The organism is Phytohabitans kaempferiae, from assembly GCF_042433955.1.
Taxonomy (GTDB): domain Bacteria; phylum Actinomycetota; class Actinomycetes; order Mycobacteriales; family Micromonosporaceae; genus Phytohabitans; species Phytohabitans kaempferiae.
On sequence record NZ_JBHLUH010000089.1, the window covers coordinates 97204 to 111202 of the forward strand.

Below are 13999 nucleotides of genomic sequence, written 5' to 3' on the forward strand. Positions count from 1 at the left end.
GCGGCGTGGATGGGCGGTGTGAGGTGCGGCGCGGTGCCCTCGGCGCGGGTGCGGCTGGGCGCGCGGTGCCTCGGCGTGCGGCGCGGGCGCGGCTGGGCGTGAGGGCCGGCGAGGTGCGGTGTGGGCGAGCCGGGCGGTGGGGCGCCGTGCTTTGCGGCGCGGTGGGTGAGGTGGGGCGGTGCGGGCGCGGTGCGGGGCGGGAAATCGTGTGGTTGCGGTAATCCGGACCCGGCCCCTGTGGCGTCCGCGCGCTGATAGCCTCCATACGGGGTATTCATGGGGGAGTGGTTCCGTCACACCATTGTGGACACCGGGCGCCTGTCGCTGTTCAGCTTCTTCGCCGCGATGATGGTCGGCTTCTTCGGCATCCGCTTCTCCACGCGCATGATCCGTGCCGGCGTGCGGTGGTGGCCGGGCAACGTGACGCCCGGCGGGCTGCACATCCATCACGCCGTCTTCGGCATCGGGCTGATGCTGATCGGCGGGATCACCGGCTTCGCCATCGACCCCGACCTGACCGGCTGGCGGTCGGTCGCGGCGGCCGTCTTCGGGCTGGGGTCGGCGCTCGTGCTCGACGAGTTCGCGCTCATCCTGCGGCTGCGCGACGTGTACTGGTCGCGGGAGGGACGCGAGTCGGTCACCGCCGTCTTCGTCGCCTGCGCGGTCACCGGGCTGCTCGTCCTCGGCGTGCTCCCGGAGAACATCACCGAACTCGTCCGCGCCGACGACCGCGGCGGCCTCGCCGGCTGGGCGGCAGGCATCGCGCTCGCCGCGTTCAACCTGGGGCTGGCCGTCCTCACCGTCCTCAAGGGAAAGCTCTGGACCGGCCTCATCGGACTGTTCTTCCCCATCCTGCTGTACGTCGGCGTGATCCGACTCGCCCGACCGAAGTCGCCGTGGGCGCGCTGGCGGTACCACCGCCCGGGTGAGCGGCCGGCCCGCAAGCTCGCCCGCGCGCAGCGCCGCGAGGAACGATTCCACCAACCGGTCGCTCGGCTTGGCGACCGGCTGAGCAACCTCATCGCCGGCCGGCCGGACCAGGCGTAGCTGACGTACGCCGGGCCGTCCGGCGCCGGAAGCGTGGACTCACCGGTGAGGTGCGAGGGCGATGTGCTCCCGTACCGCCGCGGGCCGCCTCCGGTGCGGGCGGCACTGAACGTCGCCCGTCCGCGATGACGCTGTCACCGGGGCGTGGTGGGGGAGCCGAGTCGTGCGACCGGCTCCCCGGAACCGCTGCTAGACGACCGACTCCTCGTCATCGTCCGCGGAGTCGTCCTCCTCCAGCGTCCACTTGAGCTGGAACTCGATTTCCTCCTCGCCATCGCCCCGCTCGTGCTCGATGGAGAACTGGGCGCGGGCGGGAACGCGGATTCGCTCGCCGGCGATCTGGATCCGGAACGGCGTCTCCGACTCCAGCGCGTCCGCCAGGCGCCGCAGCTTGGCGACGACCTCGGGCGTGGAGTAGAAGCGTTCGACGTCTCGCGTCGTCTCGGTCACGTGACCTCCGATCTCAAGGCCGCCCCCGTGCGGGCGCACCTGCGCGGGACATTCAACCAGCGCCGGCGAGGGCGTGGGTTAGCCACCCTCCGCGGACACGCGAAAGGCGAGGCCCGCACCTTGACACCGCCCTCAACCTCGCGCCTCCATCCCGGTGCGGGGGGTGCGGGGGGTGCGGGGGGTGCGGGGGGTGCGGGGGGTGCGGGGGGTGCGGGGGGGTGCGGGGGGTGCGGGGGTGCCGGACACGCCCGGTGGCCGAGGTGGCGTGGCACGGGATCCACGGACTGTGGACCGCGGCTCGCCCCCTACGATCCCACCGGTGACGCGGCCTTCTCGAGCGTCGCCAGGAAGGCCTCGATCGGCTGGGCGCCCGAAATGCCGTACGTGCGGTTGAAGACGAAGAACGGCACGCCGGTCGCGCCGAGCTTCCGAGCGGTGCGGATGTCTTCGTGCACCTCCGCCGTGTACGCGTCGCCCTCGATCACCGCGCGCGCCTCGTCCGCCGGCAGCCCCGCGTCGGTCGCGATCCGCACGAGCGTGTCGGTGTCGTCGACTGCCTCGCCCTCGACGAGCGCGGCCCGGAACAGCCGCTCGTGGATCGCGTCCGCGGCGTCGCGTGCGGCGGCGAAGTGGGTGAGGCGGTGGGCATCGAACGTGTTGGCGGTCAGCGACCGGTCGAGGTGGTAGCTCAGCCCTTCCTCGGCGGCGAGCGCGGTGACCCGGTCCTGCATGGTCTGCGCCTGGGCGGCCGGCACGCCGTACTTCGTGGCCAGCATCTCCGTGGTGGGGCGGTTGTCGCCGCGCTGCTGCGACGGGTCGAGCTGGAAGCTGCGCCAGGTGACCCGCACGTCGCCGGCGTGCTCGAAGCGGGCGAGCGCGGTCTGCAGCCGCCGCTTGCCGATGTAGCACCACGGGCAGATGACGTCGGACCAGACCTCGATCTTCAACGTTGCCACTCCTCGCTCACCAGCACGTGCCGTCGGGGGCACACACGTCGGCGCCGTCGGTCTCTACCATGACGAGGGCGACGGGCGTCTCCTCGTCCTCCGGTGCTTCGGCGGCGTGCACTTCGGGCTCATCCATGGCGCCCCTCCGCGCGGTATCTTGATGCTTGCCTCAACTTGCGTCTCGAACCGTAGCACTAAAGTTGGGGCTTGCGTCAACTTAGCGTTCGAGGTGGAGGGAAGGCGTATGGCGAAGGCGACGCTGCGCGCGGACGCGCGGCGCAACGTCGAGAAGCTGCGGGGCGCCGCCGTGCACGTCTTCCGGGAGAAGGGCCTGCACGCGCCCCTCGAGGAGATCGCGAAGCTGGCCGGCGTGAGCCCTGGCACCCTGTACAACCGCTTCGGCTCCCGCGAGGCGCTCATCGACGCGGTGATGCCCGAGCTGGCCGCCGCCAGCCTCGGCGAGGTCGGCCGGCGGGCGCTTGAGCACCCCGACCCGTGGGGCGGCTTCGCCACCTACGTCGAGGGGGTCTGCGAGCTCCAGGCCAGCGACCCCGCGCTCAACGACGTGATCTCCCGTCGCTACGCGGCCGAGCAGCTCACCGTGATCTGCCGGGTCACCGAGGAGCGCGAGCGGTACATCATCGAGCGCGCCCAGCGGGAGGGCGCCCTCCGCGCCGACTTCACCCGCGAGGACATGCTCTTCGTCTTCTGGTCCACCGCGATGCTCGTGCGGCACACCGCCGAGGCGGCCCCGGAGGCGTGGCGCCGCAGCATCGGCTTCCTCCTCGACGGGCTGCGCGCCGAGGCGGCACATCCGCTCCCGGTCCACCCGCTCACGCGCGACCAGGTGGAGGAAGTGATGTTTCGCCTCGGCGAGCTGGGCTCGATCTGAGGCCAGCGTCAACTTCCTAGCCGGCCGCGATGGACTCGGCCGCGCGCACGGCCAGCGCCATGCTCGTCAGCGTCGTGTTGCAGGCGACGCCCGTGGGGATGACGCCACCGCCGCCGAGGTAGAGGTTGTCGAGACCCCACACCTTCGAGTACGGGTCGACGACACTCTCCGCCGGCTCCGCGCCCATCCGGGCCGTACCCGTGATGTGCAGCGCGAACCCCGCCTCCAAAAACGCCGGCTCGGCCCCGGGCAGGAACTTGCCGAGCGCCGTCGCCGCCTTCGTCATGTCGGTCACCATGTCGTCGGCGCGCGCCCGGTCCGCGGCGCTGGGCCGGAAGTGGAAGGTGGGCTGCGGCAGCCCGTACGGGTCGGCCACCCGATCCGAGAACGTCACCGCGTTGTCGCGCCGGACATCGCACGTGCTGAACCACACGAGGTCGGTGACGGTCCGCCGGTCGACGCCGTCGGGCACCGCCGCGTACCCGAAGACGCCGCGGTGCAGCTGGGCGTGCCACGGGCGCCCCGGCGAGACGGGGATCCACAGGTAGGGCTCGACCGCTGGCGCTCCCGGATCGAGCCGCTGGGCCAGGTCGTCGGAGAGGGCCACCTGGCAGGTGGCCATGGTCTGTTCACAGAGGTACCGGCCGAGCGCGTCCGGCCGGATCCCGGATGTCCACAGGAGCTGGGGCGTGAGGACGGAGCCGCCGGCCACCACGTACACGTCGGCGACCAGTGTCCGCTCCGCCCCTGTGGACAAGTCACGTACGGCGGCGCCGGTGACCCGTCCGCCACTGTGGACAAGTCCGGTGCAGAGGTGCTCGGGCACGAGCGTGAAGCGCGGGTCGTCCGCCACGCTCGTCCCGCGGTGGTCACCGCCCTTGAGGATGATCTCCGGCCCGCTCCAGTGCACGCGGGGCGGGTCGACACTGAGCCGCTCGACAGCGAGCGGGAGGCGGCGTACGTCGTATCCGGTCTCGTTGAGCTTTTCGGTGATAACGCGACCCTGCGCCGACATTTCGTAGGCGTCGGTGGTCGTGTGCAGTAGGTTTTCCGCCACTGCGTACAGTCGGGAAAGCTCGTCGCTGCCGACGAACGGAATGCTTTCCACAACCGGATGGGTCCGTGGTGTGGCGCACGCCCAGAAGATTCCCATTCCGCCGACCGCGCGGGCGACCCTGGACGCGCCGAGATTCGTGGCCGGATTCTGGTCGGGATTAGTGTGCGAGTCCTTCCCGGATCCGGCGGCGGGCGGCACGGATATCCGAACCGCGTTACTTCTGATGACGTCAGTGAATGTGTCCGAGTTGTGCTGGTAGATCGTTTCATTTCGCAGATGGCCCCCGAACTCGCCGGACTGCCGCCCGCCTGCCTCGATCATGGTGACATCGATTCCGGCGTCGACCAGGAGTCGGGCGAAAGTGCAGCCCACCGGGCCGGAACCGATGATAAGAGCGCTTTTCGCCACAACGGCCTCCATTTGATCGTGGGTGCAATGACGCTAGCCATGCATTTAGCGGGATGCATCCAGTAATCGGCCACACGTCGGCAATCCGTTCTCCTCTTGTGCGGCGAAGGCGCGGCGTAATTGTCTTCCTTACGAGGAAATATCGGTGGACGTCGGACGGCGGTGCAATTCCTCCGTTGCGCCGCGCCGACAACGCCGCCCGACAACGCCGCCCGACAACGCCGCCCGACAACGCCGCCCGACGGCGCCGCCTGACAACGCCGCCCGACAACGCCGCCCGATGGCGCCGCCCGATGGCGCCGCCCGATGGCGCCGCCTGACAACGCCGTGCGGCCCTGCTGCCCCCGGGGCGCGGTAGCGGCAGCCCGAACGCGACGTCGGTCCGCGACTCACCGCCCCCAGTGTGACGAGCGGTGAGGGGGTGCTGAGGCCGAGGTGCAAAGCGGAGTCGCGCCGCTATCGGCCGGGGAGGGACGTGCAGAGCCGCCCGGCGGCCACCGCGGCCAGCCGCTCGCCGACCAGGCGCAGCAGCCCGCCCATCCCCAGGAGGCGCAGTGCCGTGCCGGCGTTGAAGAAGTCGTCCACAGGGGACATCCCGGCGAACGTGCCGAACAGGCGCTCGATCTCCGCCGGTCGCCGCCGCTCGGCCAACGCGCGCAGCAGCAGCCGCTCGCCCGGTCCACTGTGGTAGGTCGCCAGCCGCAGTGTCAGGTCGTACATGGGGCGCAGCGCGCGGTCGCGGTCGCGCTGGTGGGCGGCGAGCGCGGCGGCCAGCGGGCGGACGCCGCCGATCCCCGCCGCGATGGCGCCGGCGAGGCCCTCCGCGTCGCGCAGCGCGTTGGCGATGCCCTGCGCGGTCACCGGATCCATCGTCACGCCCGCGTCACCGACCAGGCACCAGCCCGGCCCGTGCGCCTGCCGAAAGTGATTGGGCAGGTCGGGGGTGGTGCGCAGCCGCTCGGCGCGGGTGCCGGCACGCACCCGCGCGCCGAGGTCGCCGCAGCGGTCGAGGGCCGCCAGGTAGTTGGCCTCCGGGGCGGCGCGGAAGGCGTCGAAGCCGGTGAGCGGCGCGCTCAGGTACACCATCGTGAGGTCGTCGTTGGTGGGGAAGACCGCGGCGGCGATGCCCTCGCGCTGGTGCAGCTCGCCCGCGGTGACCGGCACGTCGGCCCAGTACGTGTAGCAGGCGAAGGAGCGGGGCGGCCGCTGCCGGTACGTCCGGGCTCCCACCGCCCGTGCCACGAACGACCGCTTGCCGTCCGCGCCGACCACCAGCGGGGCGCGCTCCACGCGATGTTGACCCCCGGGTGAACTTCCGCGGACACCGGCCACGCGCCCGCCCTCCCACAGCAGCTCCTCGACGCGCCACCGCTCACGGACCTCGGCGCCCGCCGTCCGTGCCGCCTCCACCAGCGCGTGGTCGAGCACGGTGCGGCGCGGGCTGTGGATGGCCGCTCCGGCCGGGAACGCGCCTTCCAGCACCGCCCCGCGCGTGTCGAAGCGCACCCGGTGGGCCGGTGGCGCTCCGGCGAGCTGGTCGAGCAGCCCCCACCGTGCCAGCCGCTCGACGCCGGGCGGCTGGATCTGGTGGGACGAGAGTGTGTCGCTGGGGAAGGCGGCCCGGTCGACGGCGAGCACGCGGAACCCGTGGCGGGCCAGGAGGAGAGCGGTGGCGGCGCCGGCGATCCGCGCCCCGACCACGATCACGTCGTATCCCACGGCCGTCCCCCGTCCACAGGTGCCATGCCGTCCACAAGAGCCCCGTCCACAAGCGCCATTCCTCCTGCGAGGGCCGTCCCACCTACAAAGCCGTCACCAGCCGTCACCATCACAAGGCCGTCACCATCACCGAGGCCCCCACCATCACAAAGCCCCACCATCACAGGGCCATCACCACCACGGGGCCATCACCACCGCAGAACCATACGCGACCGTATGGTTGACCGTACGATAGCGTATGTGCGTGGCGGATGGAAAGCGGCGCCTGGCGCGGGAAGACTGGGTCGACGCGGCGCTGGCCGCCATCGCCGAGGGCGGCGTGGCCGCGGTGGCCGTCGAGCCGCTCGCCGTCCGCCTCGGCACCACGAAGGGGAGCTTCTACTGGCACTTCGCCAACCGCGCGGCACTGCTCGACGCCGCGCTGGCGCGGTGGGAGGAGCGGACCACCACCGCGGTCGTCGACGAGATCGTCAACGCCACCGAGGAGCCGGCCGACCAGCTCCGCACCCTCATCGTCCGCGTGATCGAGGCGGCCGAGCGCGACCGGGTCGGCCCGGCGCTGCTCGCGGCGGTCGGGCAGCCGGTGGTCGCGAGCGCGATCGACCGGGTCACCCGCGCGCGTGTCGGGCTGATCGTCACGGTGTTCACGCGGCTCGGGTTTCCGCTGGCGGAGGCCCGCTCGCGCGCGCTGCTCGCGTACAGCGCGTACCTCGGCCACGCCCAGCTCGCGCACTCCACCGACGGCGTACTGCCGGACACGGTGGGGGGCCGGCGGGCGTACCTGCGCGACGTGATCGGCGTGCTGACCGCCGGAGCGTCGGATAGCTGACTGACCCGCTGCGGCCGTCCCGCTCGTACCGACAATGCCGGGAAGCCGATCATGTGGGGGCGATAGTCATGGCTGTGGGGACGGTGGCGCGGGCGGCGCTGTGGACAGCCTTCGCGGCTCACCTCGTCGTTGTGGAGTACCTCTTCGTCCGGTACGGCCCGGGGAAGAACTCGCTCCTCACGGTCGGCAAGTTCTTCGGCCTCCACCTCGCGTCGATCATGCTGCTCCAGCTCGTGCTGGTGGCCCGCCTGCCGTGGCTCGACCGCCGGATCGGGATGGACCGGCTCACCGTATGGCACCGGTGGATCGGGTTCGGGCTGGTCTGGACCCTCATCCTCCACTTCACGTTCATCATCGCCGGGTACGCCGACCTCGCCTCGCAGCCGCCGTGGGAGACCTTCCTCAGCCTGGCCGGCGTGACCGCCTCGCTGCTCGGCATGTGCGCGGCCGCGGTCATCCTGGTGGTCGCCTCAGTTTCCATCCGGTACGTGCGCCGCCGCCTGCCGTACGAGGCGTGGCATGGCCTCCACCTGCTGCTCTACGTGGCGCTCGGCATCGGGCTGGTGCACCAGGCGCTCGAGGGCACGACGTTCGACTCGGCGTGGGCGACCGCGTACTGGTGGACGGTGTGGACGGTCGTGCTCGCCGCGCTCCTCGCCGGCCGCGTGGGCGTACCGGTGTGGCGCAACCTCTACCACAGGTTCAGGGTCGCGGCCGTCGTGCCGGAGGCGGACAACGTCGTCTCCGTGCACGTGACCGGCCGGCACCTCGACAAGCTGCCGGCGCGGGCCGGGCAGTTCCTCATCTGGCGCTTTCCCGGGCACCACGGCTGGTGGCGGGCCAACCCGTTCTCCCTCTCGGCCGCGCCCAACGGCCGCTCGCTGCGCCTGACCGCCAAGGCGGTGGGGAAGGGGAGCGCGGGCCTGCGCCACCTGCGGGTCGGCAGCCGGGTCTTCGTCGAGGGGCCGTACGGTGCGTTCACCACCATCCACCAGACCCGCCCCGCCTCGCTGCTCATCGCCGGCGGCGTCGGCATCACCCCGATCCGCGCGCTGCTGGAGGAGCCGGGCGGTCCGACGACCGTCCTGTACCGCGTGCACACGATGGCGGAGGCCGTGCTGCTGCCCGAGCTCCAGGCGCTCGCCAAGGCGCGCGGCGCCTGCCTGCATGTGCTCACCGGCCGCACCGGCGAGGGCTCCCCGCCGAACGTCCCGTTCGCGCCCGCCAACCTCGCCGCCGCCGTCCCGGACATCGCACAGCGCGACGTCTTCGTCTGCGGCCCGCCGGCGATGACCGATGCGGTCGTCCACAGCCTCCGCGCGCTGGGGGTACCCCGTCGGCAGGTGCACGCCGAGAAGTTCAGCCTGGCCTAAAGTTGCGGTGTGCCGCGGCCCGACCTCGTCTTCGTGGGCGGCTCGACCTTCGTGGGCGGCCGCTCCCGCCCCGGCGGCGTCGCGGTCCACGACGGCCGGATCGTCGCCGTCGGCGCCGGCGTGCGCGAGCTCTCCGGTCGGGGCACCACCGTCGTCGACCTCGCCGGCGGCCTCCTGCTGCCCGGCTTCACCGACGCGCACGCCCACCCGGTCTACGCGGGCATCCAGATGCTCGGCTGCGCGCTCGACCGGGAGGGCGACGCGGAGGGATACGTGGCGGCCGTCCGCGCGTACGCGCACGCCCATCCCGACCTGCCGTGGATCCGGGGCGGCGGCTGGTCGATGGAGGCGTTCCCGGGCGGCACGCCGCGCAGGGAGGCGCTCGACGAGGCGGTGCCCGACCGCCCGGCGTACCTGCCCAACCGCGACTACCACGGCGCGTGGGTCAACAGCCGCGCGCTCGCCCTCGCCGGCATCGACCGCCACACGCCCGACCCGCCGGACGGCCGCATCGAGCGCGACGCGCGGAGGGCGAGCCCACCGGGATGCTGCACGAGGGCGCCGCCCTGCTGGTCGGGCGGCTGCTGCCAGTGCTGACCGAGCGTGATCTGGACACCGCGTTCGACCTGGCCCAGCGGCACCTGCTCGGGCTGGGCGTCACCGGCTGGCAGGACGCGATCGTCGGCTCGTACCTGGGCCAGCCCGACCCGCTCGCCACCTACCTGCGCGCCGACACCGACGGCCGGCTGCGCGCCCGCGTCACCGGCGCACTGTGGTGGGATCGCGACCGTGGCCTCGACCAACTCGGCGAGCTGCGCGAGCGGCGCGCCGAGGCCGCCGCGGGCCGGCGCTTCCAGGCACCGGCTGTCAAAATCATGCTCGACGGCGTGGCGGAGAACTTCACCGCCGCGATGACCCGCCCCTACCGCGACGCCCACGGCCACACCACCGCCAACGCCGGCCTGTCCTTTGTAGACCCGGACGCGCTTGGTGAATACGTGACGCGGCTCGACGCCGAGGGCTTCCAGGTGCATTTCCACGCTCTCGGTGACCGGGCCGTACGCGAGGCGCTGGACGCCGTCGAGGCCGCCCGCGCCGCCAACGGGCCCGGCGGCCGCCATCACCTCGCCCACCTCCAGGTCGTCCAGGCATCCGACGTACCCCGCTTCGCCGCCCTCTCCGCCGCCGCCAACATGCAGCCGCTCTGGGCCTGCCACGAGCCGCAGATGGACGAGCTGACGATCCCGTTCCTCGGCGAGGGCCTGGCCGCGCGCCAGTACCCGTTCGGCGACCTCCACCGCGCCGGCGCGCACCTGGCGGCGGGCAGCGACTGGCCGGTGAGCAGCCCGGATCCACTGTGGGGAGTCAGGGTCGCGGTGACGCGTGTGGCGCCGGGCGAGCCGGCCGAGCCGTTCCTGCCCGAGCAGGCGCTGGACCTGGGCACGGCGCTCACCGCGTACACGGCGGGCAGCGCGTGGGTCAACCACCGGGAGCGCGTGTGCGGGGCCATCGAGGTGGGGCTGGCGGCGGATCTGGTGGTGCTCGACCGTGACCCGTTCGCCGGGCCGCCCGACGAGATCGACCTGGCCCGCGTCGTGCGGACCTATGTGGACGGGCGGCGGGTCCATTGAGGAGCTACCTCGTCTGCGGCACGCCCCGGACGGCCAGCTCGCCGCTGCTCGCCACGCCACCGGCGGCAGGCGGACCGAGCTCGACCGCCGGTGGATCGACCGTTGCCGGGCGGAGTCAGGGAGCGGCTGAGCCGCGCCGGAGGCGGCCGGCGGCCGGCCCCGCGGCAGTCACCGTCCGCTCGGGCGCGTGCGGTGCCACGCTCAGCCAGATCAGTGAGCCGCCGGCGACCACGTGCACCGCGCTGGTCACGGGCGAGTCCGGCAGCGACGCGAGCAGGGCCAGCAGCGTGAACGCCACACCGTAACCGACCGCCGGTGGCAGCGGCAGCACGCGCGCCCGGACCATCGAGACGCTGAACAGGATCGTGCCGGTCACGAAGACGAGCGCGGCGCCGAGCACCGCGATCCGGGTCGGCCCGGCCAGCACCTCGTCGGCGACCGCCTCGTCGACGTAGAAGAGCACCAGGTTGAGGGCGAACGCGACGCCGGCGAAGAGGCCCAGCCCGATGAGGTTGACCGCGTACGCGACCGCGCCGAAGCGGCCGGCGGCGTGCTGCTGCCGCAGGTGGAGTGCGGTCAGCGCGGGCGCCCCGAACGCCGCGCCCACGCCGATGACGAAGCTGGTGGCGGCCGTCTCGCCGGTGAACGCCTCGATGAGGCCGGGCACGGCTGTGGACAATCCGAGCAGCACACCGCAGGCGGCCCCGAAACGCAGAAGCCAGGTTGTGGACATGGCGGCACCTTCCTTCTTGACGTGTGTCTCAGCTTTGCCGCGACCGTAGGCGCGCGGGATCGGCCGGGATAAGTGCCGGGAGGCCAGCCGAACGGCACGTGCCGAACGGCCAGAAAGCGGGCGGAGGTGGTCCGGATCCGTGCGCCCGGCCGTAGCCTGCTGAGCAGGATGTCGCCTTCCACGGGACACGAGGTCGCCTTCCACAGGCAGGAGAGCGCCTCCCCGCGGGGACGGGGCGGCGGAAGGAGTACCGGATGGACTCTCCCCGGCGGCCCGTCCCGTGGGCGGTGGCCGTGGTGTACGCGGCGGTGCTCACCGGCGGTGTCTACTGGTCGCTGGTCGGCGAGGGACTGGCGCGGCCGGGCCACCTCGCCGGCTTCGTCGCGGTGCTCGCGCTGCTCTTCGGCGTCGACCTGGTGGAGTGGCGGCGCTGGCCGTCGTCGTCCACACCGCCGCTCGCCGCCGGCGGGCTGCTCGCCGCGCGGATCGGGCTCTTCGTCGCGGCGGCGCTGCTCGACGGCTCGGGCACGTCGCGGGCGCTGCTCGTGCTGGTGCCGTTCGTCGCGTACTTCGCCTTCGGCCGCGCCGCGAGCGTCGCCCTCGCCGCCGCCTGCCTCGCGCTCCTCGTCACCGGCTTCAGCGTCTCCACGCCTGGCTGGCACCGCGACGCTGAATACGTATCCGACCTGCTCATGTTCACCATCGGGCTGGTGCTCGCGGTGTGCATGGCGGGGGTCGCCACGGCCGAGCGGGACGCCCGCGCCCGGCTCGAGCGCACCCTCGACCGGGTCGCCGCGCTCTCCGCCGCGATGGAGCGCACGCGGGTCGCCCGCGACATCCACGACAGCCTCGGCCACCACCTCACCGCCATCGCGATCCAGTTGGAGAAGGCGTCCGCCTTCGCGGACCGCGATCCCACCCTCGCCGCGCGGGCCCTCGCCGACGCGCGGGGGTCGGCCCGGGACGCCCTGACGGAGGTACGGCGTTCGGTGCACGCGCTCCGCGAGGACGCCGCGCCGTTCTCGCTGCCGGAGGCGCTGGCCCGCCTCGCCGACGGTGCGGGGGAGCCGGCGGTAACGGTCACCGTCACCGGCGAGCCCGACCGGTACGACACCGCGACCCTCACCGCCCTCTACCGCGCCGCGCAGGAGGGGGTCACCAACGCGCGGCGGCACGCCGAGGCGAGGACGGTGACCGTGTCGGCCGCGTTCGACGAGGCGGGCGCGCGGCTGGTGGTCGCCGACGACGGGCGGGGGTTCGACCCACCGGGCGAGGGCTTCGGCCTGCACGGCATGCGCGAACGCGTGGAGCTCGCCGGCGGGCGGATGACCGTCGACAGTGGACCCGGCACGGGGACCGTCATCACGGTGACCATCCCGCGCGTGCCCGCCTGGAGCGCGGCGTGAGCGGGCCGGTGCGGGTGCTCGTCGTCGACGACCAGCGGCTCGTGCGCGAGGGCATCGCGTCGCTGCTCGGCATCCAGCCCGGCATCACCGTCGTCGGCACGGCGGCGGACGGAAAGGCCGCCGTGAGCGCGGCGGTCGAGCTGGCACCGCACGTGGTGCTGATGGACGTCCGTATGTCCGAGATGGACGGTGTCGAGGCGACCGCGATCCTGCACCGCCGGGCGCCGGAGATCCGGGTCGTCATGCTGACCACGTTCGACGACGAGGAGTACGTGCTCCAGGCGCTGCGCGCGGGCGCGAGCGGCTACCTGCTCAAGGACCTGCCCGCGGCCGACCTCGCCCAGGCGGTGCGGCTGGCCAACGCGGGCGTCGCGCAGCTCGACTCGTCGGTCACCGCCAGCCTCGCCGCGGCCCTCGCGCGGGGCAGCGCGCGGCCGGTCGCACCGCCGACCGCGCCCCGCCCGGACGAGGTGCTGACCGCCCGCGAAATCGACATCCTCCGCCTCGTCGCGACCGGCTCCACCAACCGGGAGATCGCCCGCCGGCTCTTCCTGAGCGAGGGGACAGTCAAGAACCACATCTCCCGGATCCTCGGCCGGCTCGGCCTGCGGGACCGTACGCAGGCCGCCGTGTACGCGCACGACCACGGCCTGCTTCCCGAGCGTTGAGCCGCTGCTCAGGACGCCGGGCGAGGTGCGAGGCGGCCGGGTAGGTGACTGACCGGTCAGTCCGCCACGCTGGGCTGCCGGCGGTGGTGCGCCCGCCGCCTAGCATGCGTTCCGTGACGTTGGACATCGCATGGGTACGGGAGTCGCTGGCCCAGCTCGCCGCGCGCGAGACCGGGCAGTCGCTGGCTCAGCGGGCACACGGGTTCCGCCTGCGGCCGCCCGTCGACCCGGCCACTCTGAAACGGGCGGAGCAGGCGATCGGTGCCCCGCTGCCGGAGGGGTACCGGCATTTCCTGACCGCGGTCGGCGACGGCGGCGCCGGGCCGTACTGGGGCGTCGTCCCGCTCGGCGAGGCGCTCGAACGCTGGACCGGAGCGCTCGGCGACCTGACCGCGCTCGGCCGCGACTGTCCACTCACGTCCGACGTCGACTTCGGCGAACTGATTGGTCAGCCGGACGACTGGGACGAGCACCTGGCCCGCCTGGAGTCCGACCCGGAGTACGAGGCGGAGTACGACCGGCTGGCCGTCACCTACGCCGAGCCGCCGTGGATCGACGGCCGCGTGCCGCTCGTCGACTACGGCTGCGGCGACTGGTTCTTCCTCGTCGTACGCGGCCCGCGCCGGGGCACGGTGTGGGTGGACAGCGTCGACGGCAGCACCGGCCTGTACTGCCTCGAGGTCGACTTCGAGACCTTCTACGCGCGGTGGCTGCGGCGGGCACTGGCGGGGGAGGAGTTGCCGAACGCGTACTACTCGTACCTCGAGTACGGCGACAACCCCCGCTACCGGCCGGTGTAGCGGCGGCCGGCCGCCCACCTCGTGTGTGGACTCTGCCGA

13 protein-coding genes and 1 pseudogene are annotated in these 13999 nt (G+C 73.0%); 9 read left to right on the forward strand and 5 right to left on the reverse strand.

The genetic code is table 11. The features are described 5' to 3' along the window. Positions 1-276: 276 nt before the first annotated feature. Positions 277-1047: a hypothetical protein gene (locus tag ACFFIA_RS39635; RefSeq protein ID WP_377261728.1), complete on the forward strand. Its 771-nt coding sequence runs from the start codon at positions 277-279 to the stop codon at positions 1045-1047. Positions 1048-1236: 189 nt separating this feature from the next. Here ACFFIA_RS39635 and ACFFIA_RS39640 read toward each other — a convergent pair whose 3' ends face one another. Both ACFFIA_RS39640 and ACFFIA_RS39645 read right to left on the reverse strand, forming a co-directional pair. After that, positions 1237-1497, reverse strand: coding sequence for an amphi-Trp domain-containing protein (locus ACFFIA_RS39640; protein WP_377261730.1), 261 nt, complete (start codon positions 1495-1497; stop codon positions 1237-1239). Positions 1498-1802: 305 nt separating this feature from the next. Next, positions 1803-2444 (reverse strand): DsbA family oxidoreductase, encoded by a 642-nt coding sequence (locus tag ACFFIA_RS39645; protein ID WP_377261732.1) that lies wholly within the window; start codon positions 2442-2444, stop codon positions 1803-1805. A 244-nt stretch (positions 2445-2688) separates the two neighbouring features. On the opposite strand from ACFFIA_RS39645, the gene ACFFIA_RS39650 reads away from it, so the two are divergent. Further along, positions 2689-3336 carry a TetR/AcrR family transcriptional regulator gene (locus tag ACFFIA_RS39650; protein ID WP_377261735.1) on the forward strand — a complete coding sequence of 216 codons (648 nt, stop codon included), beginning with the start codon at positions 2689-2691 and terminating at the stop codon, positions 3334-3336. 16 nt (positions 3337-3352) lie between these two features. Here the strand turns inward: ACFFIA_RS39650 and ACFFIA_RS39655 are convergent, their stop codons facing one another. Further along, a complete protein-coding gene (locus ACFFIA_RS39655) occupies positions 3353-4765 on the reverse strand; it encodes a GMC oxidoreductase (protein ID WP_377261853.1) in 1413 nt (470 codons plus the stop codon). On the opposite strand from ACFFIA_RS39655, the gene ACFFIA_RS39660 reads away from it, so the two are divergent. Continuing rightward, positions 4670-4867, forward strand: a complete 198-nt coding sequence (locus tag ACFFIA_RS39660; RefSeq protein WP_377261856.1) for a hypothetical protein — start codon at positions 4670-4672, stop codon at positions 4865-4867. The two genes, ACFFIA_RS39655 and ACFFIA_RS39660, sit on opposite strands and share 96 nt — an antisense overlap. Positions 4868-5257: 390 nt before the next feature. Here ACFFIA_RS39660 and ACFFIA_RS39665 read toward each other — a convergent pair whose 3' ends face one another. Further along, a complete protein-coding gene (locus tag ACFFIA_RS39665) occupies positions 5258-6520 on the reverse strand; it encodes an NAD(P)/FAD-dependent oxidoreductase (protein WP_377261737.1) in 1263 nt (420 codons plus the stop codon). 244 nt (positions 6521-6764) lie between these two features. On the opposite strand from ACFFIA_RS39665, the gene ACFFIA_RS39670 reads away from it, so the two are divergent. The 3 genes and pseudogenes from ACFFIA_RS39670 (at position 6765) to ACFFIA_RS39680 (ending at position 10353) form a co-directional block, all read left to right on the forward strand. Beyond that, positions 6765-7349 (forward strand): TetR/AcrR family transcriptional regulator, encoded by a 585-nt coding sequence (locus ACFFIA_RS39670; protein WP_377261739.1) that lies wholly within the window; start codon positions 6765-6767, stop codon positions 7347-7349. A gap of 68 nt (positions 7350-7417) precedes the next feature. Beyond that, positions 7418-8722, forward strand: coding sequence for a ferredoxin reductase family protein (locus ACFFIA_RS39675; protein ID WP_377261742.1), 1305 nt, complete (start codon positions 7418-7420; stop codon positions 8720-8722). A gap of 120 nt (positions 8723-8842) precedes the next feature. Then, positions 8843-10353, forward strand: a pseudogene (locus ACFFIA_RS39680) (amidohydrolase). A 115-nt stretch (positions 10354-10468) separates the two neighbouring features. Here the strand turns inward: ACFFIA_RS39680 and ACFFIA_RS39685 are convergent. Next, entirely contained in the window at positions 10469-11086 is a 618-nt protein-coding gene (locus ACFFIA_RS39685) for a hypothetical protein (RefSeq protein WP_377261744.1), read from the reverse strand. 254 nt (positions 11087-11340) lie between these two features. On the opposite strand from ACFFIA_RS39685, the gene ACFFIA_RS39690 reads away from it, so the two are divergent. The 3 genes from ACFFIA_RS39690 (at position 11341) to ACFFIA_RS39700 (ending at position 13960) form a co-directional block, all read left to right on the forward strand. Continuing rightward, positions 11341-12492, forward strand: a complete 1152-nt coding sequence (locus ACFFIA_RS39690; RefSeq protein ID WP_377261746.1) for a sensor histidine kinase — start codon at positions 11341-11343, stop codon at positions 12490-12492. Then, positions 12489-13160 carry a response regulator gene (locus ACFFIA_RS39695; protein WP_377261748.1) on the forward strand — a complete coding sequence of 224 codons (672 nt, stop codon included), beginning with the start codon at positions 12489-12491 and terminating at the stop codon, positions 13158-13160. The genes ACFFIA_RS39690 and ACFFIA_RS39695 overlap by 4 nt, the downstream gene beginning before the upstream one ends. Before the next feature lie 113 nt (positions 13161-13273). Continuing rightward, the gene (locus ACFFIA_RS39700; protein WP_377261750.1) at positions 13274-13960 is read left to right on the forward strand and encodes an SMI1/KNR4 family protein; all 687 of its coding nucleotides are present in this window, start codon (positions 13274-13276) and stop codon (positions 13958-13960) included. The last annotated feature ends 39 nt before the right edge of the window (positions 13961-13999 follow it).